General features: G+C 38.5%; 24 protein-coding genes. 18 read left to right on the forward strand and 6 right to left on the reverse strand.

All coding sequences use genetic code 11. From position 1 onward, the window contains the following. Positions 1 to 6 precede the first annotated feature (6 nt). The 3 genes from rplL (at position 7) to QP439_RS03870 (ending at position 2,320) form a co-directional block, all read left to right on the forward strand. The gene (gene rplL, locus QP439_RS03860) at positions 7 to 375 is read left to right on the forward strand and encodes a 50S ribosomal protein L7/L12 (protein ID WP_048716072.1); all 369 of its coding nucleotides are present in this window, start codon (positions 7 to 9) and stop codon (positions 373 to 375) included. A gap of 279 nt (positions 376 to 654) precedes the next feature. Then, positions 655 to 1,659, forward strand: coding sequence for an NADP-dependent oxidoreductase (locus tag QP439_RS03865; protein ID WP_285387717.1), 1,005 nt, complete (start codon positions 655 to 657; stop codon positions 1,657 to 1,659). Between the two features lie 16 nt (positions 1,660 to 1,675). After that, entirely contained in the window at positions 1,676 to 2,320 is a 645-nt protein-coding gene (locus QP439_RS03870) for a TetR/AcrR family transcriptional regulator (protein WP_261026610.1), read from the forward strand. A gap of 93 nt (positions 2,321 to 2,413) precedes the next feature. Here QP439_RS03870 and gdhA read toward each other — a convergent pair whose 3' ends face one another. After that, on the reverse strand, positions 2,414 to 3,760 hold the full coding sequence (gdhA, locus tag QP439_RS03875) for an NADP-specific glutamate dehydrogenase (protein ID WP_285387722.1): 1,347 nt from the start codon (positions 3,758 to 3,760) through the stop codon (positions 2,414 to 2,416). A gap of 244 nt (positions 3,761 to 4,004) precedes the next feature. Here gdhA and QP439_RS03880 point away from each other — a divergent pair, with 244 nt between their 5' ends. The 7 genes from QP439_RS03880 to QP439_RS03910 all read left to right on the forward strand — a co-directional run bounded on the left by QP439_RS03880 (position 4,005) and on the right by QP439_RS03910 (position 10,806). Then, on the forward strand, positions 4,005 to 4,940 hold the full coding sequence (locus QP439_RS03880) for a dihydroorotate oxidase (RefSeq protein ID WP_285387724.1): 936 nt from the start codon (positions 4,005 to 4,007) through the stop codon (positions 4,938 to 4,940). Between the two features lie 32 nt (positions 4,941 to 4,972). Beyond that, entirely contained in the window at positions 4,973 to 6,010 is a 1,038-nt protein-coding gene (holA, locus tag QP439_RS03885) for a DNA polymerase III subunit delta (RefSeq protein WP_261146959.1), read from the forward strand. Between the two features lie 372 nt (positions 6,011 to 6,382). Beyond that, positions 6,383 to 6,988, forward strand: a complete 606-nt coding sequence (gene sodA, locus QP439_RS03890; protein WP_000974733.1) for a superoxide dismutase SodA — start codon at positions 6,383 to 6,385, stop codon at positions 6,986 to 6,988. A gap of 156 nt (positions 6,989 to 7,144) precedes the next feature. Then, the gene (locus QP439_RS03895; RefSeq protein ID WP_020901484.1) at positions 7,145 to 7,675 is read left to right on the forward strand and encodes a YutD family protein; all 531 of its coding nucleotides are present in this window, start codon (positions 7,145 to 7,147) and stop codon (positions 7,673 to 7,675) included. A gap of 20 nt (positions 7,676 to 7,695) precedes the next feature. After that, positions 7,696 to 8,781: a dual-specificity RNA methyltransferase RlmN gene (gene rlmN / locus QP439_RS03900; protein ID WP_000804762.1), complete on the forward strand. Its 1,086-nt coding sequence runs from the start codon at positions 7,696 to 7,698 to the stop codon at positions 8,779 to 8,781. Then, the gene (locus tag QP439_RS03905; protein WP_084862391.1) at positions 8,781 to 9,263 is read left to right on the forward strand and encodes a VanZ family protein; all 483 of its coding nucleotides are present in this window, start codon (positions 8,781 to 8,783) and stop codon (positions 9,261 to 9,263) included. Before rlmN ends, QP439_RS03905 begins: the two co-directional genes overlap by 1 nt. A 1-nt stretch (position 9,264) precedes the next feature. After that, positions 9,265 to 10,806, forward strand: coding sequence for an ABC-F family ATP-binding cassette domain-containing protein (locus tag QP439_RS03910; RefSeq protein WP_050253125.1), 1,542 nt, complete (start codon positions 9,265 to 9,267; stop codon positions 10,804 to 10,806). A gap of 54 nt (positions 10,807 to 10,860) precedes the next feature. Here QP439_RS03910 and QP439_RS03915 read toward each other — a convergent pair whose 3' ends face one another. The 4 genes from QP439_RS03915 to QP439_RS03930 form a co-directional block, all read right to left on the reverse strand. Further along, positions 10,861 to 11,664 carry a peptidylprolyl isomerase gene (locus QP439_RS03915; RefSeq protein ID WP_261051510.1) on the reverse strand — a complete coding sequence of 268 codons (804 nt, stop codon included), beginning with the start codon at positions 11,662 to 11,664 and terminating at the stop codon, positions 10,861 to 10,863. A gap of 305 nt (positions 11,665 to 11,969) precedes the next feature. Next, the gene (locus QP439_RS03920; protein WP_001041097.1) at positions 11,970 to 12,194 is read right to left on the reverse strand and encodes a helix-turn-helix transcriptional regulator; all 225 of its coding nucleotides are present in this window, start codon (positions 12,192 to 12,194) and stop codon (positions 11,970 to 11,972) included. A 2-nt stretch (positions 12,195 to 12,196) separates the two neighbouring features. Next, positions 12,197 to 12,793 carry a hypothetical protein gene (locus QP439_RS03925; RefSeq protein WP_285387737.1) on the reverse strand — a complete coding sequence of 199 codons (597 nt, stop codon included), beginning with the start codon at positions 12,791 to 12,793 and terminating at the stop codon, positions 12,197 to 12,199. A gap of 378 nt (positions 12,794 to 13,171) precedes the next feature. Beyond that, positions 13,172 to 13,315 carry a hypothetical protein gene (locus QP439_RS03930; protein WP_192855393.1) on the reverse strand — a complete coding sequence of 48 codons (144 nt, stop codon included), beginning with the start codon at positions 13,313 to 13,315 and terminating at the stop codon, positions 13,172 to 13,174. Between the two features lie 175 nt (positions 13,316 to 13,490). On the opposite strand from QP439_RS03930, the gene rpsP reads away from it, so the two are divergent. The 7 genes from rpsP (at position 13,491) to QP439_RS03965 (ending at position 17,190) form a co-directional block, all read left to right on the forward strand. Continuing rightward, positions 13,491 to 13,763, forward strand: coding sequence for a 30S ribosomal protein S16 (rpsP, locus tag QP439_RS03935; RefSeq protein WP_000268760.1), 273 nt, complete (start codon positions 13,491 to 13,493; stop codon positions 13,761 to 13,763). Between the two features lie 19 nt (positions 13,764 to 13,782). After that, entirely contained in the window at positions 13,783 to 14,022 is a 240-nt protein-coding gene (gene kphA / locus QP439_RS03940) for an RNA-binding protein KphA (RefSeq protein WP_000379617.1), read from the forward strand. Between the two features lie 112 nt (positions 14,023 to 14,134). Next, on the forward strand, positions 14,135 to 14,686 hold the full coding sequence (locus QP439_RS03945) for a hypothetical protein (protein ID WP_285387741.1): 552 nt from the start codon (positions 14,135 to 14,137) through the stop codon (positions 14,684 to 14,686). 107 nt (positions 14,687 to 14,793) lie between these two features. Then, positions 14,794 to 15,582, forward strand: coding sequence for an alpha/beta fold hydrolase (locus QP439_RS03950; RefSeq protein ID WP_285387743.1), 789 nt, complete (start codon positions 14,794 to 14,796; stop codon positions 15,580 to 15,582). 30 nt (positions 15,583 to 15,612) lie between these two features. Continuing rightward, complete coding sequence (gene rimM, locus QP439_RS03955; protein ID WP_045611339.1) at positions 15,613 to 16,131, forward strand: ribosome maturation factor RimM; 519 nt, start codon at positions 15,613 to 15,615, stop codon at positions 16,129 to 16,131. Further along, positions 16,121 to 16,840 (forward strand): tRNA (guanosine(37)-N1)-methyltransferase TrmD, encoded by a 720-nt coding sequence (gene trmD, locus QP439_RS03960; protein WP_285387746.1) that lies wholly within the window; start codon positions 16,121 to 16,123, stop codon positions 16,838 to 16,840. Before rimM ends, trmD begins: the two co-directional genes overlap by 11 nt. 11 nt (positions 16,841 to 16,851) lie before the next feature. Beyond that, a complete protein-coding gene (locus QP439_RS03965) occupies positions 16,852 to 17,190 on the forward strand; it encodes an ATP cone domain-containing protein (RefSeq protein ID WP_001196040.1) in 339 nt (112 codons plus the stop codon). 30 nt (positions 17,191 to 17,220) lie between these two features. Here QP439_RS03965 and QP439_RS03970 read toward each other — a convergent pair whose 3' ends face one another. Continuing rightward, positions 17,221 to 17,541, reverse strand: coding sequence for a hypothetical protein (locus QP439_RS03970; RefSeq protein ID WP_001216097.1), 321 nt, complete (start codon positions 17,539 to 17,541; stop codon positions 17,221 to 17,223). A gap of 98 nt (positions 17,542 to 17,639) precedes the next feature. On the opposite strand from QP439_RS03970, the gene QP439_RS03975 reads away from it, so the two are divergent. Continuing rightward, the gene (locus tag QP439_RS03975) at positions 17,640 to 17,855 is read left to right on the forward strand and encodes a YdbC family protein (RefSeq protein ID WP_000807422.1); all 216 of its coding nucleotides are present in this window, start codon (positions 17,640 to 17,642) and stop codon (positions 17,853 to 17,855) included. Positions 17,856 to 17,884: the final 29 nt, after the last annotated feature.

Genomic DNA, 17,884 nt, shown 5'->3' on the forward strand with positions numbered 1-17,884 from the left:
ATAACAATGGCATTGAACATTGAAAACATTATTGCTGAAATTAAAGAAGCTTCAATCCTTGAATTGAACGACCTTGTAAAAGCTATCGAAGAAGAATTTGGTGTAACTGCAGCTGCTCCTGTAGCTGTTGCTGCAGCTGGTGCTGCTGACGCTGGTGCTGCTAAAGATTCATTCGACGTTGAATTGACATCTGCAGGCGACAAAAAAGTTGGCGTTATCAAAGTTGTACGTGAAATCACAGGTCTTGGACTTAAAGAAGCTAAAGAACTTGTTGATGGTGCACCAGGTGTCATCAAAGAAGGTGTTGCAGCTGCAGAAGCTGAAGAACTTAAAGCTAAATTGGAAGAAGCTGGAGCTTCAGTTACTCTTAAATAATAGAGCGACTACATTAGTAGCTTAAAAACATGATTAAACCGCTATTCTTAGGAGTAGCGGTTTTTATTTTTATCTGTCATGGGGCACAAAAGGGAAAGGAATCTTTAAAAGTGAGGAGAGTTAGATTGAAAGAATCATATTGGTAAATCGAAATGATGGATATTTGTATCATGTCATAAATCGTAATCAAACGATAATATTGATTTTCTTACAAATTAAGAGTATAATTTATAAAAATGAGTGTTCACTCAATTTTTGTGAAATTAAGGAGTAAAGAAAATGGTTGTTGAAGCAATAGAGTACAGTCGTTTCGGTAACGAAGAGGTCTTGGATTTGGAGAAGATTGACTCTACAGCCTTGGATGTAAATCAAGTGAGAGTAGAAGTTCATGCTGTTGGCTTAAATCCTATTGATTATAAAACTTTTGAGGGAGCGAAACCCCTTCGATTTCTATCTTTTATAACGAAATTAAGGAAACCAAGTCGTTGGTTTGAATCCAAATCATCTCTATTTCCAAGAGGTGTGGGGAGAGATTTTTCTGGAGTTATTACAGAAGTTGGAAATGAAGTAACTAGGTTCTCAGTAGGAGATAAGGTGTTTGGAACAATGATTAGCGATCCTGGTTTGGGAACTAAGAGGGGAGCTTTAGCAACAGAAATTTGTGTCAATGAATCAGAAATTGTATTGAAACCAGAGATGATCGACATGACTCACGCAGCTACTATGGGAGTAGCTGCTCTAACTGTGGGTGGGGCTTTTAGAAGAATCGGTTTAAATTCAAGAGATACTGTTGTTATTTCAGCTGCAGCAGGAGGTATTGGAAGTATTGCAGTACAGTATGCAGTTGCTAAGGGGGCGAAAGTAATCGGAATCGCAAGTAAGAAAAATGCAGAGTATCTGAAGTCTTTAGGTGCCATACCAGTAAGTTACGAAGAGAATATCAAGAAGGCTCTTCTATCAGCTAGTCCAACGCCTATTACAAAATTTTTGGATTGTTATGGATCTGATTATGTTAGATTGGCTTTTAGTTTAGGTTTGAAGGGGACAGCTATTGGGACATTAGTACCTTCGCCCTATGTTATGATAAAAGGTGCTCAGTTTACTGGTCCGAGACATTCCACATATGATGATTTTAGCACTTTAGCTGAAATGGTCTCAGACGGGAAGGTTCAGCTGAAAATTGATCAAGTGTATGACTTTTCTCTAAAGTCAGTTAGAGAAGCTTATCGTAGTCTGAAAATGGGACACAGTCGAGGCAAAAAAGTCGTAAAAGTAAGAGAGTAGAAGAGAGGTGCTAGCGATGGAAAGTTTAGAACAAAAGTATGCTCAGACGTTAGAAGTTAGCAACTTGAGCTTGAAACAACGTCGAGTGTTATTATCAAGCTTAAAATTATTCTCAGAAATTGGATTTGAGAATACAACGTCCAGCCTTATTGCCGAACGCGCTGGAGTGTCAGAAGGAACTGTTTTTAGTTACTTTAAAACAAAGGAAGGTATTTTAGAAGCCATTTTATCTACTTTTCTAGAACAGGTTATTCCAGAAGTAATTGCGGATTTCTCAGAAAAAAAATTCACAGTAGATCAAGAAACTTTTCCCTTCTTTTTAAAAAGTATTGTTCGAGATAGGCTCTTTTTCATTCAGGAGAATCAAATGCAGGTTAAAATTCTCTTGGGGCGTTCTTTTATTGATAAAAATCTTTCTATCCAGTTAGGAAATATTATTGTTCAATCTATAATAGAACCAATTAGTCCGGTTTTAAATCAATTTAAAGAAAAAGGACTTATTCTAAATTGGTCAAATGAAAGAATTGTTCGATACATTTTAGCATTGAGTTTTTCTTATCTTATTCCCATGATGTTGAATGATGAAGGAACTATAAACATAGATGAAGCAGTTGATGAGATTGTTGAATGTTTGTCATCTGCCCTAATGAAAGTAAAATAAATTTAGATGTTAAAACTCACTGTTAATGGTGAGTTTTTTGAATTCAACATAAAAATCCCCAATCGTAGTGATTGAGGATTGAGCAAATAACTCTTAAACAATACCTTGGGCAATCATAGCGTTTGCTACATTTTCAAAGGCAGCAATGTTAGCTCCTGCAAGGTAGTCTTTATCAAGACCATATGTTTCTGAAGTTGTTTTAGCAGTGTTAAAGATGTTTGTCATGATGTCTTTGAGACGTCCATCAACTTCTTCACGAGTCCATGAGAGGCGAAGGCTATTTTGGCTCATTTCAAGAGCTGAAACAGCTACACCACCAGCGTTGGCAGCTTTTGCAGGTCCGTAGAAGATACCATTTTCTTTGTAGACTTTGATGGCATCAAGGTCGCTTGGCATGTTGGCACCTTCAGATACACACATAACGCCTTGAGCAACCAAACGTTTAGCTGCTTCACCGTTGATTTCGTTTTGAGTCGCACATGGAAGAGCGATGTCATAGTTACCAGCGTAAGTCCATACAGAACCTTCATGATAAGTAGCAGTTGCTTTCTCAGCAGCATACTCAGTCAAACGAGCGCGACGTTTTTCTTTAACATCAACCAAAAGATCAAAGTCGATACCATTTTCATCGATGACATAACCGTTTGAGTCAGATACAGAGATTACAGTAGCACCAAGTTCAGTTGCTTTTTGAAGAGCGTATTGAGCAACGTTACCAGAACCTGAAATAACCACTTTCTTACCAGCAAAGCTATTGCCATTTGCTTTAAGCATTTCTTCAGTATAGTAAACCAAACCGTAACCAGTTGCTTCTGGACGAATCAAGCTACCACCAAACCCAAGAGGTTTACCAGTCAAGACACCAGCATCAAATTGGTTAAGGCGTTTGTATTGACCGTAAAGGTAACCAATCTCACGTCCACCAACACCGATATCACCAGCAGGTACGTCTAGTGATGGTCCGATGTGTTTTTGCAACTCAGTCATGAAGCTTTGGCAGAAGCGCATCACTTCAGCATCTGTTTTACCTTTAGGATCGAAGTCTGATCCACCTTTACCTCCACCGATAGGAAGGCCAGTCAAGACGTTTTTAAAGATTTGTTCAAATCCGAGGAATTTCAAAATCCCTTGGTTTACAGTTGGGTGGAAACGAAGTCCGCCTTTGTATGGTCCAACAGCTGAGTTGAATTGAACACGGTAGCCGCGGTTTACTTGAACTTTTCCATCACGGTCAACCCAAGGAACACGGAAAGAAATCACGCGCTCTGGCTCAGTAATACGTGCCAAGATATTTTCTTCGATATACTCAGGGTGTTTTTCAAATACAGGCTCTAAAGTGTTGAAAAATTCTTCAACAGCTTGGAGGAATTCAGCCTCGTGCCCGTTACGAGCTTTTACAGTTTCAAACACGCTTTGGATATATTCTTTAGCAGATGTCATATCGTTCTCCTTAAATTCTAATTTAATTATGTGTGTCATTATAGCAGAATTTTTTTTAACTGTAAAGAGAAAAACAAAAATTTTCTAAAAATTCTTTCAATTTGATTTTTGTGGTTGTTTGAAATTGGAATTTTTTGAAATTGGATAAAAAACGAACGTTTTTCTTATAAATGACTTTCTTAAAGAGAAAAGCTGAAAATATGGTATAATATTAGAAATAAATGGAATCCGGAGGATCAGAATCATGGTATCAACGAAAACACAAATTGCTGGTTTTGAGTTTGACAATTGCTTGATGAATGCAGCAGGTGTGGCTTGTATGACGATAGCGGAGTTAGAAGGTGTTAAAAACTCAGTGGCAGGAACCTTTGTCACTAAGACAGCGACCTTGAACTTCCGTCAGGGGAATCCTGAGCCACGCTATCAAGATGTTCCACTTGGTTCTATCAACTCTATGGGCTTGCCAAATAATGGCTTAGACTACTATCTGGACTATCTTTTGGACTTGCAGGAAAAAGAGCCAAACCGTACTTTCTTCCTATCTCTAGTTGGCATGTCTCCAGAAGAAACCCATACTATCTTGAAAAAAGTCCAAGAGAGTGATTTTCGTGGTCTGACTGAGCTAAACCTTTCCTGTCCAAATGTTCCAGGTAAACCTCAGATTGCCTATGATTTTGAGACAACAGACCGGATTTTGGCAGAGGTGTTTGCCTACTTCACTAAACCTCTGGGAATTAAATTGCCACCATATTTTGACATTGTTCACTTTGACCAAGCGGCAGCTATTTTCAACAAGTATCCGCTCAAGTTTGTTAACTGTGTTAACTCTATCGGAAACGGCCTTTATATAGAAGATGAGTCTGTCGTTATCCGTCCTAAAAATGGTTTCGGGGGCATTGGTGGAGAGTATGTCAAACCTACTGCTTTAGCTAATGTTCATGCCTTCTACCAACGTCTCAACCCTCAAATCCAAATCATCGGAACAGGTGGCGTGTTGACTGGTCGTGATGCCTTTGAACATATCCTCTGTGGAGCTAGTATGGTGCAGGTAGGGACCACACTTCATAAAGAAGGCGTCGGTGTTTTTGACCGCATTACCAATGAATTGAAAGCGATCATGGAAGAAAAAGGATACGAGAGCCTAGAAGATTTTCGTGGGAAATTGCGCTATATTGATTAAATGAACTAAAAAGTTAGAAGAAAGGAGAGAAGATGCTAGCCATTGAAGAAAGTCAGAAGTTGACTTTATCAAATTTACCGAGCCTGAGCCTTTTTACAGGGACAGACCAGGGTCAGTTTGAAGTTATGAAGAGTCAAGTATTGAAACAGATTGGTTATGATTCTGCTGACCTCAACTTTGCCTACTTTGATATGAAAGAAGTAGTATACAAGGATGTGGAACTAGAGTTGGTCAGCCTTCCTTTCTTCGCGGATGAGAAAATCGTGATACTAGATCATTTTGTCGATATTACGACTTCTAAAAAGCGTTTTTTGACAGATGATGAGCTCAAGTCATTTGAAGAATATCTTGACAATCCTTCTCCAACAACCAAATTAGTGATATTTGCAGAAGGAAAATTGGATAGCAAAAGACGGTTGGTTAAATTACTTAAGCGGGATGCCAAGGTCTTTGATGCAGTAGAAGCAAAAGAACAAGAATTGCGCCAGTATTTCCAAAAGTGGAGTCAGAAACAAGGTTTGCAGTTTGCTAATCATTCTTTTGAAAATCTCCTCATCAAGTCGGGTTTTCAATTTAGCGAAATCCAGAAAAATCTCCTTTTTTTACAATCCTATAAGGAAGACTCTGTTATAGAGGAAGAGGATATTGTCAACGCTATTCCCAAGACCTTACAGGACAATATTTTTGATTTAACTCAGTTTATTCTGACTAAAAAGATGGACCAGGCGCGCGATTTGGTTAGAGACTTGACCTTGCAAGGTGAAGATGAAATTAAACTGATTGCAGTCATGCTAGGACAATTTCGGACTTTTACTCAGGTGAAGATTTTGGCGGAGTCTGGGCAAACAGAATCGCAGATTGCAAATAGTCTAGGAAGTTTTCTCGGACGCAATCCTAATCCCTATCAAATCAAGTTTGCGCTAAGGGATTCACGAGGACTTTCCTTGAGCTTTTTAAAGCAAGCTATTTCTTATTTGATTGAGACAGACTATCAGATTAAAACAGGTCTTTATGAAAAAGGTTTCCTTTTTGAAAAGGCACTCCTACAGATTGCTAGTCAGGTAAATTAATCATATCTGAAAAATTTTTTAACCCGCGTCAATATTATTTTGTCGTGGGTTTCTTACTGATTTGCTTGTTTTATACTCAATGAAAATCAAAGAGCAAACTAGGAAACTAGCCGCAGGTTGCTCAAAGTACTGCTTTGAGGTTGTAGATAAGACTGACGAAGTCAGCTCAAAACACTGTTTTGAGGTTGTAGATAAGACTGACGAAGTCAGTAACATATCTACGGCAAGGCGACGTTGACGCGGTTTGAAGAGATTTTCAAAGAGTATTATTAGAAAGTATTTCAGTGATTTCTTCATCTATAAGCAAAAAACTTGAAAAAAGTGAATGTTTGCGTTATCATTTTCATATAGAAAGAAAAAGAGGTATTACAGATGGCTATTATCTTACCAGATCTTCCATATGCATACGACGCTTTGGAACCATACATCGATGCGGAAACAATGCACTTGCACCATGACAAACACCATCAAACTTATGTCAACAATGCTAATGCAGCTCTTGAAAAACACCCTGAAATCGGTGAAGATCTTGAAGCCTTGCTTGCTGATGTAGAATCTATCCCAGCTGATATCCGTCAAGCGCTTATCAACAATGGTGGTGGACACTTGAACCACGCTCTTTTCTGGGAATTGATGACTCCTGAGAAAACAGCTCCATCAGCAGAACTTGCAGCAGCAATCGATGCAACATTTGGTTCATTTGAAGAATTCCAAGCAGCCTTCACTGCAGCAGCAACAACTCGTTTTGGTTCAGGATGGGCATGGTTGGTTGTCAACAAAGAAGGTAAACTTGAAGTGACTTCAACAGCAAACCAAGACACACCAATCTCAGAAGGTAAAAAACCAATCTTGGGCTTGGACGTTTGGGAACATGCTTACTACGTGAAATATCGCAACGTGCGTCCTGACTACATCAAAGCTTTCTTCTCAGTGATCAACTGGAACAAAGTAGATGAATTGTACGCAGCAGCTAAATAATGATAGTTGGAGGGAAGAATTGTTCTTCTCTTTTTAAGGTTATATTATTTTGGTCTGACAAAATCGTCAGACTTTTTTCATTTTTATGAGAAACGTGCTAACTGCTAGAAATTATGGTAGAATAAAGTATTAAGTAATCGTGGAAAAAGGATATCTATGCGAAAAGAAATTGCACCTGAATTATACAACTATAACAAGTTTCCTGGTCCTGAGTTTCATTTACACGGGGACAAGGTTGAAACGGAAGGGATAGCTTTTTCCTTGGTGGAAAATATCAAGGATGCCTTTGATGTGACGGCTTTTAATCAGCGTTTTTCAGAAGTCTTAACCAAGTTTGATTATATCGTGGGAGATTGGAGCAACGAACAGCTTCGCCTACGAGGTTTTTACAAGGATGATCGAACAGAAGAGAAACTTGAAAAAATCAGTCGTTTACAAGACTATCTTTTAGAGTATTGTAGTTATGGTTGTGCCTATTTTGTCTTAGAAAATGAAGCTCCTAAGCGAGCATCATTTGACAAGAAAATACGTAAGAAGGAAGAAGAAACACCTTCTAGAAAAGGAAAGAAACCGGCTCAAACAAAACGAAAACCGAATGCAGATAAGAAAAATAGACGTCGTCAGAAAGACCAGCATTCTCAGAAAGAGGACAAGGGACAACGTCATTTTGTCATTCGTCAGAAGTGAGTAGAGAATAAGGAGAAGAAATGAAACCGTCAATTTATAGTTTAACACGTCAAACCATGCAGGAATGGGTATTGGAGCAGGGAGAAAAGAAATTCCGTGCTGATCAAATCTGGGAATGGCTTTACCGTAAACGTGTGCAGTCATTTGAAGAAATGACCAATCTTTCAAAAGATTTGATTGCTAAGCTCAATGACCAGTTTGTAGTCAATCCCTTGAAACAGCGTATCGTTCAAGAGTCTGCTGATGGTACGGTCAAATATCTCTTTGAGTTGCCTGATGGTATGCTAATTGAGACTGTACTGATGCGTCAGCACTATGGTTTGTCAGTCTGTGTGACCACTCAGGTCGGCTGTAATATCGGTTGTACCTTCTGTGCTTCTGGTTTGATTAAGAAGCAACGAGACCTCAATAACGGTGAAATTGTAGCGCAAATCATGCTGGTTCAGAAATACTTTGATGAGCGTGGTCAGGATGAACGCGTCAGCCATATCGTTGTCATGGGAATCGGTGAGCCCTTTGATAACTACAACAATGTCTTGAATTTCGTTCGTACCATCAATGATGACAAGGGGATGGCTATCGGTGCTCGTCACATCACGGTTTCAACCTCAGGTTTGGCCCATAAAATTCGTGATTTTGCTAATGAAGGAGTTCAGGTCAATCTTGCCGTTTCCCTTCACGCACCTAACAATGAGTTGCGTTCAAGCATCATGAAGATTAACCGTGCCTTTCCGATTGAAAAACTCTTTGCAGCTATTGAGTACTACATTGAGACAACAAATCGTCGTGTGACCTTTGAGTATATCATGCTAAATGAAGTTAATGATGGTGTTGAACAGGCCCTTGAGTTAGCTGAATTGCTCAAGAATATTAAGAAATTGTCTTATGTAAACTTGATTCCTTACAACCCAGTTAGTGAGCATGACCAATATAGCCGTAGTCCTAAAGAGCGCGTGATGGCTTTCTATGATACGCTTAAGAAAAAGGGGGTCAACTGTGTGGTTCGTCAAGAACATGGTACAGATATTGATGCAGCTTGTGGACAATTGCGCTCTAACACAATGAAACGTGACCGCCAGAAAGCAGTCGCAGCAGTCAATCCTTAATGATGAAGAAAACTTATAATCATATTTTAGTATGGGGAGTCATTTTCTATAGCATTTGCATTGTCTATTTTTGCTTTACTCCTCAAGGACATTCTCCCGTGGGAGTGGAAACTCCAGGTATTCAGCATCTTGGACGCCTGGTTTTTCTTTTGACTCCTTTCAATTCTCTCTGGAAACTGGGCCAAGTGAGTGATGTGGGACAATTATCTTGGATTTTTTTACAAAATATCCTCAATGTCTTCTTGCTTTTTCCTTTGGTGTTCCAACTCCTTTATCTCCTTCCAAACTTGCGGAAAACAAAAAAGGTGCTACTTTTTAGTTTTCTAGTGAGCCTTGGAATCGAGTGTACGCAGTTAGTCTTGGACTTTTTCTTTGATTTTAATCGCGTCTTTGAAATTGATGATTTGTGGACCAATACCTTGGGTGGCTATCTGGCTTGGTTCCTATATAAACAATTACATAAAAACAAGATAAGGAATTAAAATGAGTATTTTAGAAGTTAAAAATTTGAGTCACGGTTTTGGTGACCGTGCAATTTTTGAAGATGTTTCCTTCCGTCTTCTCAAAGGAGAACATATCGGTCTGGTCGGTGCTAATGGTGAAGGAAAATCAACTTTTATGAGCATCGTGACTGGTAAGATGTTGCCAGATGAAGGGAAGGTTGAGTGGTCCAAATATGTGACTGCTGGATACTTAGACCAACATTCTGTCTTGGAAGAAGGACAGTCGGTGCGTGATGTTCTCCGTACAGCCTTTGATGAGCTGTTTAAAGCAGAAGCTCGTATCAATGACCTTTATATGGAAATGGCTGAAGACGGTGCGGATGTTGATGCTCTCATGGAAGAAGTGGGAGAACTTCAAGACCGTTTAGAGAGTCGTGATTTCTATACTTTGGATGCTAAGATTGATGAAGTAGCGCGTGCCCTTGGTGTCATGGACTTTGGCATGGATACGGATGTAACCTCTTTGTCAGGTGGGCAAAGAACCAAGGTGCTTTTGGCTAAACTTCTCCTTGAGAAGCCTGATATCTTGCTGTTGGACGAGCCGACGAACTACTTGGATGCTGAGCATATTGACTGGCTTAAGCGCTATCTCCAAAACTATGAGAATGCCTTTGTCCTCATTTCACACGATATTCCATTCCTGAACGACGTGATTAATATTGTCTACCATGTGGAAAATCAACAGCTGACGCGTTATTCTGGTGACTACTACCAGTTCCAAGAAGTCTATGCTATGAAGAAATCTCAGCTAGAGGCTGCCTACGAACGTCAGCAAAAAGAAATTGCGGACCTTAAGGACTTTGTTGCCCGAAACAAAGCGCGTGTTGCAACACGAAACATGGCCATGTCCCGTCAGAAGAAATTGGATAAGATGGATATTATCGAACTGCAAAGTGAGAAACCAAAACCATCCTTTGATTTCAAACCAGCTCGTACGCCAGGGCGCTTTATCTTCCAAGCCAAGGATTTGCAAATTGGTTATGATCGTCCTCTGACCAAGCCTTTAAATCTTACCTTTGAACGTAATCAAAAGGTTGCTATTATCGGGGCAAATGGTATCGGGAAAACAACTCTCTTGAAGTCTCTCTTGGGCATTATTCCGCCAATTGCTGGGGAAGTGGAGCGTGGAGATTATCTAGAACTTGGCTACTTTGAACAAGAAGTAGAAGGCGGTAATCGCCAAACACCACTAGAGGCTGTTTGGAATGCCTTTCCAGCTCTCAACCAAGCAGAAGTTCGTGCAGCCCTTGCCCGTTGTGGTTTGACAACTAAGCATATCGAAAGTCAAATTCAGGTTTTGTCAGGTGGGGAACAAGCCAAAGTTCGTTTCTGTCTCTTGATGAATCGTGAAAACAACGTTTTAGTGCTGGACGAGCCGACCAACCATTTGGATGTGGATGCCAAGGATGAACTCAAACGTGCTCTCAAAGAATACAAGGGATCTATCCTTATGGTCTGCCACGAACCAGACTTTTATGAAGGTTGGATGGACCAAATCTGGGACTTTAACAAGCTAACTTAAAAATGAGGAAAAAAGAAATACAGTATCGAATGCGGATACTGTATTTTTTGGTTTTTAAGATTTAAAATCGTAGTCTTTCACCACTTCGATGCTGTCGATTGTGATAGCAGTAATTGGCTTGTCTTTTTCATCTTTTTCGGCTTTGGCAATTTTATCTACTACATCCATACCGTCAATCACTTGACCAAAGACTGGGTGTTTGCCATCTAGACTAGGGTTTCCCCCTTCTTTATAGGCTTCGATGATTTTCTTTGGATACTTGCTTGTAGGGAGTTTAGCAGAGGTATCTGTAGAGTTTTGGTTGATGAAGAACTGGCTACCATTGGTGTTTGGTTGACCAGTGTTAGCCATAGAAAGAGCACCACGGATGTTATAGAGATAAGGAGTAATTTCGTTCTTGAAACCAGTTCCCTTGTCTTTTGTCTTATCCTTGTCATGCCAGATGGACTGACCACCTGTACCGTCCCCTTTTGGATCTCCAGTTTGGACCATAAAGCCATCGATGACACGGTGGAAGGTAATGCCGTTATAGTAGCCTTCTTTGGCATGAGTGAGGAAGTTTTCAACCGCTAGAGGAGCGAGTTTAGGGAAGAGTTTAATGCGAATATCACCTTGGCTTGTGTGGAGAATCACTTCGGCTTCATCTTCAGCTACTTCCTTGGAAAGTTGAGGGAAGTTGGCCTTTTCGTTTGTCAAAGCATCATTTAATTCCTTGGTAGATTGGGCAGCTGCTTTGGAACTTTCTTCAGCAGCAAGACTGGAATCAACATAGTCATCACCACGCAGACTGCGTTGGATGCTGCTACATCCAGTTAAGGCTACAGTGGACAGTAAAAGAAGGGTTGCTAGTTTTTTCATTCTGATCCTTTCAAAAATTCATTTCTACCATTGTACCCTAAAAGGAAGTGGATTTCAAATGTTAGTGACAAGGTAGTTTTAGAGGAAGCCAACCTGAAAGTCGCTTGTTTAGAGGTATCAATACCATAAGTGTACTCGAAGTATTTAGGAAACCAGATCTTAAGAAAGCTCGTAAAGCATCACAATTAGCAAACGTTAATTCGAAAGAATTACTATATTTTAAAAGAGCACATTTTCAAAGGGTTTTTCCTTTTGGCTTCAATTCCTAATTAATCAATAAACTTAATACTAGGTCTCGAAAAGAATTATGCTTCCTCTTTCTGTCTGAGTTCAAAGAGGTCTTCTACTTTCAGATTAAAAACTTGAGCAATTTTAAGAGCCATTTCCAGCGAAGGGTTGTAACGGTTATTTTCCAAGTGCAGAATTGTCTCGCGTCGCATGCCGATGAGGTCGGCTAACTCCTGCTGGGTCATGCCTGTGGACTCACGAACAGATTTGAGATTAGTAATAATCTTGCTTTCTTTGGCCATGCTTATCCTCTCCGTTCCAAGATAAAATAGACAACCGCAAAGATGAAAATCAAGGCAGCTATGCTAATAAAGATCTGGCCCATGTAAAGCGTGAGAGACCCTATATATCCAATGCTAACTGCTAGAATCATCAGTGCGCCTAGTATAAAAACAAACATCAAGCTAGCTGCCTTGGCTAAATTAGTATAAAAGCGTTCGTCCGGAGTTTCCTTGACATTTTTAAAACAGAAAAAACCAAATAAAATCACTTCAATAACGAGGCCAATTCCCAAAATCCATTCTTTAATACCAGAACTTACGCTAGGGGTTGCAACCCAAAGCCCTACTGTATAAAAAATGCTTGCTGCAAACACAAGTATCGTGTAAAGCTTAACAGACAAGTCAAAAATAATCTTTCTCTTACCTTTCTGACTTTTATGAGGCCATGGCTTCATATGTAGCCAGCCCCAAATAGCTACAATTTGACCTAACACTGAAATACAAGTAATAACTAACTTGGGTCCCCAACTAAGATTAGAACCAAATAAAACAATAAAATCAATAAAGAGAGCTACGGCAATCATTGCAATGAGGCCACGCATTTTTTGACTTTTTTTCATGATAGACTCCTTTTTTGTGTTATAAATATATAACACTTAAATTTTATGTTATAAATATATCACATTTAAATTTAGAAAGCAAGAATTTATGTGCCAAGGTAGCAATTATTTGAAAAATTTTTTTAATAAAAGCCCTCGATAGTCAAACAAGTAAAGAATTCTTTGAAGCAATGCATCGGATTTGGTTTGGATAGTTTCGTTAATAATATTTGATGATAAAGAATTTTTGGAAAATCTAGATACCGTATGAATCTCTACTTTTTTTCTTAGACTGTTATAAAGTCTGTCAGAATAAGCGTTATAGGTGTAGAAGTTAATTTTTACAGAACTAAATTATTTCCCTATTTAGAATCTATTAATTCATATTTTATAACTTAATTAGTAGATTTCGTTCTTAAAATCCTTGATGTTTCGCTTGGGAACGGGCTTGGGATTTAGGAGCCAAGTATCAAAATCACGTTCAGGTGAGATGAAGGGCTTAACTTGGTGGTCTTTGTAAAATTTTTCTACAATAGCATTCATGACATTCTCTTTCTGGTTTTTCTTTAAAAAAATAACAAATTTATAAATGGTTTAAAAATTTTATAGTCTGTCAAGTTTTTTTCTTGACACCTGTCAGAAATCTGTTATAATAGAACATGTGCTAAATAGTTCAGCTATTTCACCGAAATAAAAAATAAGAAAAGAGACTTTAAAAATGGCAGTTAAAATCCGTTTGACTCGTATGGGTTCTAAGAAAAAACCTTTCTACCGTATTAACGTAGCAGATTCACGTTCACCACGTGACGGACGTTTCATCGAAACAGTTGGAACATACAACCCACTTGTTGCTGAAAACCAAGTAACTTTGAAAGAAGACCGCGTTCTTGCATGGTTGGCTGATGGAGCTCAACCTTCAGATACAGTTCGCAACATCCTTTCAAAAGAAGGCGTATTGAAAAAATTCCACGATTCTAAATTCTCAAAATAAGTTTAAAGTAGGTTGACAGATGGATACGATTGAAAATCTCATTATTGCGATTGTGAAACCCTTGATTTCACAACCAGATGCCTTAACTATCAAGATTGAAGATACACCAGAGTTTTTGGAATATCATTTAGATCTTGATCAAAGCGATGTGGGTCGTGTAATCGGTCGTAAGGGTCGCACTATTTCTGCGATAAGAACGATTGTCTACTCTGTCCCAACTGAAGATAAAAAAGTAAGAATCGTTATTGACGAAAAATAAGAAGGGCGGGACGAATGTCTCGCTTTTTTGCGAGGACAAGTGTAAAATTTCATCCATCAAGCAATAGCATAATCGTGACTTGGAAGGCTTTTTAAAGGGGGACTGGAAAAGAATGAACATTGATTGTATTTTAAACATAGATTGGGCAATGTACATTGATTGGTTATTGCGAATTTTACAGATTTTGACTTTTATAGGTGTAATTTTAAAAATTAGTTTTCAGAATAAGGCCTATATCAATAATATCGAAATTCAGGTAATTAAACCAATCGAATTTGATTCCTTACATACGAGATTTCATCATATATATGAGTTTAAACATGATGAAAATGATAAACATTATAATCATTTGATTTTTTATCCAAAGGAAGTTGATATTGAAATTATAGAATTTTATTCTTTAATCTATGATTCAAAAAGTAATCGTTTAGTTGATAATGATAAACTGCATACAGTTAAAAATTTAAAAAATTATACATGCTTATTGATTCATACAAATTTACCAGAGAATATGCCTAGTTTAAGAATGAAATGGAAAACAAGTCAGGGTGAAATTGGGGAATATACATTTTATAGCAATATGTATAACGGGAATGTAAATATCTCATCTTTCAAATATAAATTAACATTAAAGAGGAAAATATTAGCACTTTTTGGACTATAACGGTCCCTCTAAGTATTTTCCTCCAACTTGAGAAAATCCATAGAACGTGATAAAATAAGGGATAAGGATTTTTAATAATTCATTATATAGAACGAGTGGATTTCTTTATGAAGAGGATTGAAGTATCTACAGAAATTGGTAGTCTCTCTGTTACTTATCAAAAGCAAAAGAAAATGCTAGTTTGTTTAAGTGGCGCAGGTTTGCTACCAAGTTATGAAAATTTTTCACTTATACTCGAAAAACTTCCTCCCACAATTGGTTATTTGACAATTGATTTTCCAAACACAGGTAGAAGTCCGATTCATGACCAAGCTGGAAAAAATCTGGATAATCTTGCAGATGCGGTTTATGAAGTACTTGAAGAATTGGCGATTTCTGAATATATACTTTGTGCACATAGTTTGAGTGGAATTTTAGCTTGCAAATTGCTCAACAAACCAATTAAGTGTCAGGCTTTAGTAGCAATTGAACCGACAACTAAAAAAGTCATGTTTGCTGATTTTTCAGAAAATCCTTATCCAGAAATGGAAGAGCAGATGAGGTTGATTGAGGAGTGTGGTCCTGAACTTTATTTTAAGAACTTAACTCAAGCCACATTTAGGCCTGAAACTAATAAAGAAATCTGGGAAATAATGCAAGAAAAAGGTTCAGAGTTGCAAAATCAAGATTCAGAATTTCAGATATCTGGAGAGATTACTGGGGAAGATTTTGAGAATTTGTCGATAGAATCTCATGTCCCTGTATTTATTTTTTGTCAGGCTTATAGAGAAAAAGAGTACAGAGAATCAGAATATTGGACTTCCAATACTAAACTCATTTTAGGAGGGAATCACCATTATTTACAATGGTCCGAATCAGAAAAAATTGCGGCTATTATTCAAGAGTTGTCAGAATAAGATGGAAAGAAGGAGAATACAGGAGACAAGATGAACTACTTTAATGTTGGGAAAATCGTTAATACGCAGGGGTTACAGGGTGAGATGCGAGTCTTGTCTGTGACGGATTTTGCAGAAGAACGGTTTAAAAAAGGGGCTGAGCTGGCCTTGTTTGATGAAAAAGATCAGTTTGTTCAAACAGTGACCATTGCTAGCCACCGTAAACAGAAGAATTTTGACATCATTAAATTCAAAGATATGTACCATATCAACGCTATCGAAAAGTATAAGGGATACAGTCTCAAGGTCGCTGAGGAAGATTTAAACGATTTAGATGATGGTGAGTTCTACTATCATGAGATTATCGGTTTGGAAGTCTATGAGGGTGATAACTTGATTGGAACCATCAAGGAAATCCTACAACCAGGTGCTAATGATGTCTGGGTGGTCAAGCGAAAAGGCAAGCGTGATTTGTTATTGCCTTATATCCCACCAGTGATTCTCAATGTTGATATTCCAAATAACCGTGTCGATGTGGAAATCTTAGAAGGGTTAGACGATGAAGATTGATATTTTAACCCTCTTTCCAGAGATGTTTTCTCCGCTAGAGCACTCAATCGTTGGAAAGGCTCGTGAAAAAGGGCTCTTGGATATCCAGTATCATAATTTTCGAGAACATGCTGAGAAGGCCCGTCACGTCGATGATGAACCATATGGAGGCGGTCAGGGGATGTTGCTCCGAGCCCAACCCATTTTCGATGCCTTTGATGCTATTGAAAAGAAAAATCCTCGCGTCATTCTCCTTGATCCAGCTGGAAAGCAGTTTGATCAGGCCTATGCTGAGGATTTGGCCAAAGAAGATGAACTGATCTTTATCTGTGGTCACTATGAGGGCTATGATGAGCGTATTAAGACCTTGGTGACAGATGAGATTTCCTTGGGGGATTATGTCTTAACTGGTGGTGAATTGGCAGCCATGACAATGATTGATGCTACGGTACGCCTGATTCCAGAAGTAATTGGCAAGGAGTCTAGCCACCAAGATGATAGTTTTTCTTCAGGCCTTCTTGAATATCCTCAGTACACACGTCCCTATGATTATCGTGGTATGGTCGTGCCAGATGTACTGATGAGTGGACACCATGAGAAGATTCGTCAGTGGCGCCTGTATGAGAGTTTAAAGAAAACCTATGAACGCAGACCGGATTTACTTGAACATTATCAACTGACAGCAGAAGAAGAAAAAATGCTGGCAGAAATCAAAGAAAACAAAGAATAAAGGAGATACCTATGCAAGTAATCAAACGTGATGGAGAAATTGCTGAATTTAATCCAGATAAGATTTACCAAGCTATCTTAAAAGCAGCCCAGACTGTCTATGTATTGACAGATGATTTACGTCAAAACCTTGCACAAGTCACTAAGAAAGTGGTTTTGGATTTGGAAGAGGCCAAGGTGGAACGTGCTACCATTAGCATGATTCAGTCTATGGTTGAACATCGTTTACTGGGTGCAGGTTACATTACCATTGCAGAACACTACATTTCCTATCGTCTACAACGTGACTTGGAAAGAAGTGGTTATGGAGATCATATCGCAGTTCATTTACATTTTGAACAAATTCGCTAAGAAAAAAGAGTGGGATGAAACAACTACATCTCACTCTTTCTTAAATCTATTTTTTTGGGCTGTTTGGACAGTTGAGGGGACAAATCGCAGGCGTTGAATATCGCTTATGCGGATAATACGGGTCACATTTTTGGCAAAATTTTTCACGATAATTTGCTGGCGTTGCTGATCGTATTTGATGATATCACCTGTAAAACTTGCCTCAGACAAGATAAGGTGAACAGCAGTTTGTTTCTGGATAGCCTCTTCAATAGTGTCTGTAAGGGAGTTGCTTTCAGTCTGGTCAGGTTGGTCATGTCCATTTAAAAAATCATGTATTTTATCTAGAACTTGCTGGAATTTATGTCTCATAGTGGCCTCCCTTCTTTTATATCAATATTATATAAAATTTTCCTAAAATCTACAAGATTTTACGAATAAACTAATGAAAGCTAAAAAAGGAGAAGAAAATGGCAGAATTTACATTTGAAATCGAAGAGCACTTGTTGACTCTTTCTGAAAACGAAAAAGGTTGGACTAAGGAAATCAACCGTGTAAGCTTTAATGGTGCCCCTGCAAAGTTTGATATTCGTGCTTGGAGTCCAGACCATACTAAAATGGGCAAAGGGATTACTCTCTCCAATGAAGAATTTCAAACCATGGTGGATGCCTTTAAAGGAAACTAAATTTTCAAAATAAAAGAAAAGGATACTGA

It is taken from the genome of Streptococcus sp. UMB1203 (genome assembly GCF_030217725.1).
In the GTDB taxonomy this organism is placed as follows: domain Bacteria; phylum Bacillota; class Bacilli; order Lactobacillales; family Streptococcaceae; genus Streptococcus.

What these genes read in the sequence shown, in the direction of transcription:
- rplL (WP_048716072.1), top strand. Translation starts at nt 7, where the DNA reads ATGGCATTGAACATTGAAAACATTATTGCTGAAATTAAAGAAGCTTCA.
- QP439_RS03865 (WP_285387717.1), top strand. Translation starts at nt 655, where the DNA reads ATGGTTGTTGAAGCAATAGAGTACAGTCGTTTCGGTAACGAAGAGGTC.
- QP439_RS03870 (WP_261026610.1), top strand. Translation starts at nt 1,676, where the DNA reads ATGGAAAGTTTAGAACAAAAGTATGCTCAGACGTTAGAAGTTAGCAAC.
- gdhA (WP_285387722.1), bottom strand. Translation starts at nt 3,760, where the DNA reads ATGACATCTGCTAAAGAATATATCCAAAGCGTGTTTGAAACTGTAAAA.
- QP439_RS03880 (WP_285387724.1), top strand. Translation starts at nt 4,005, where the DNA reads ATGGTATCAACGAAAACACAAATTGCTGGTTTTGAGTTTGACAATTGC.
- holA (WP_261146959.1), top strand. Translation starts at nt 4,973, where the DNA reads ATGCTAGCCATTGAAGAAAGTCAGAAGTTGACTTTATCAAATTTACCG.
- sodA (WP_000974733.1), top strand. Translation starts at nt 6,383, where the DNA reads ATGGCTATTATCTTACCAGATCTTCCATATGCATACGACGCTTTGGAA.
- QP439_RS03895 (WP_020901484.1), top strand. Translation starts at nt 7,145, where the DNA reads ATGCGAAAAGAAATTGCACCTGAATTATACAACTATAACAAGTTTCCT.
- rlmN (WP_000804762.1), top strand. Translation starts at nt 7,696, where the DNA reads ATGAAACCGTCAATTTATAGTTTAACACGTCAAACCATGCAGGAATGG.
- QP439_RS03905 (WP_084862391.1), top strand. Translation starts at nt 8,781, where the DNA reads ATGATGAAGAAAACTTATAATCATATTTTAGTATGGGGAGTCATTTTC.
- QP439_RS03910 (WP_050253125.1), top strand. Translation starts at nt 9,265, where the DNA reads ATGAGTATTTTAGAAGTTAAAAATTTGAGTCACGGTTTTGGTGACCGT.
- QP439_RS03915 (WP_261051510.1), bottom strand. Translation starts at nt 11,664, where the DNA reads ATGAAAAAACTAGCAACCCTTCTTTTACTGTCCACTGTAGCCTTAACT.
- QP439_RS03920 (WP_001041097.1), bottom strand. Translation starts at nt 12,194, where the DNA reads ATGGCCAAAGAAAGCAAGATTATTACTAATCTCAAATCTGTTCGTGAG.
- QP439_RS03925 (WP_285387737.1), bottom strand. Translation starts at nt 12,793, where the DNA reads ATGAAAAAAAGTCAAAAAATGCGTGGCCTCATTGCAATGATTGCCGTA.
- QP439_RS03930 (WP_192855393.1), bottom strand. Translation starts at nt 13,315, where the DNA reads ATGAATGCTATTGTAGAAAAATTTTACAAAGACCACCAAGTTAAGCCC.
- rpsP (WP_000268760.1), top strand. Translation starts at nt 13,491, where the DNA reads ATGGCAGTTAAAATCCGTTTGACTCGTATGGGTTCTAAGAAAAAACCT.
- kphA (WP_000379617.1), top strand. Translation starts at nt 13,783, where the DNA reads ATGGATACGATTGAAAATCTCATTATTGCGATTGTGAAACCCTTGATT.
- QP439_RS03945 (WP_285387741.1), top strand. Translation starts at nt 14,135, where the DNA reads ATGAACATTGATTGTATTTTAAACATAGATTGGGCAATGTACATTGAT.
- QP439_RS03950 (WP_285387743.1), top strand. Translation starts at nt 14,794, where the DNA reads ATGAAGAGGATTGAAGTATCTACAGAAATTGGTAGTCTCTCTGTTACT.
- rimM (WP_045611339.1), top strand. Translation starts at nt 15,613, where the DNA reads ATGAACTACTTTAATGTTGGGAAAATCGTTAATACGCAGGGGTTACAG.
- trmD (WP_285387746.1), top strand. Translation starts at nt 16,121, where the DNA reads ATGAAGATTGATATTTTAACCCTCTTTCCAGAGATGTTTTCTCCGCTA.
- QP439_RS03965 (WP_001196040.1), top strand. Translation starts at nt 16,852, where the DNA reads ATGCAAGTAATCAAACGTGATGGAGAAATTGCTGAATTTAATCCAGAT.
- QP439_RS03970 (WP_001216097.1), bottom strand. Translation starts at nt 17,541, where the DNA reads ATGAGACATAAATTCCAGCAAGTTCTAGATAAAATACATGATTTTTTA.
- QP439_RS03975 (WP_000807422.1), top strand. Translation starts at nt 17,640, where the DNA reads ATGGCAGAATTTACATTTGAAATCGAAGAGCACTTGTTGACTCTTTCT.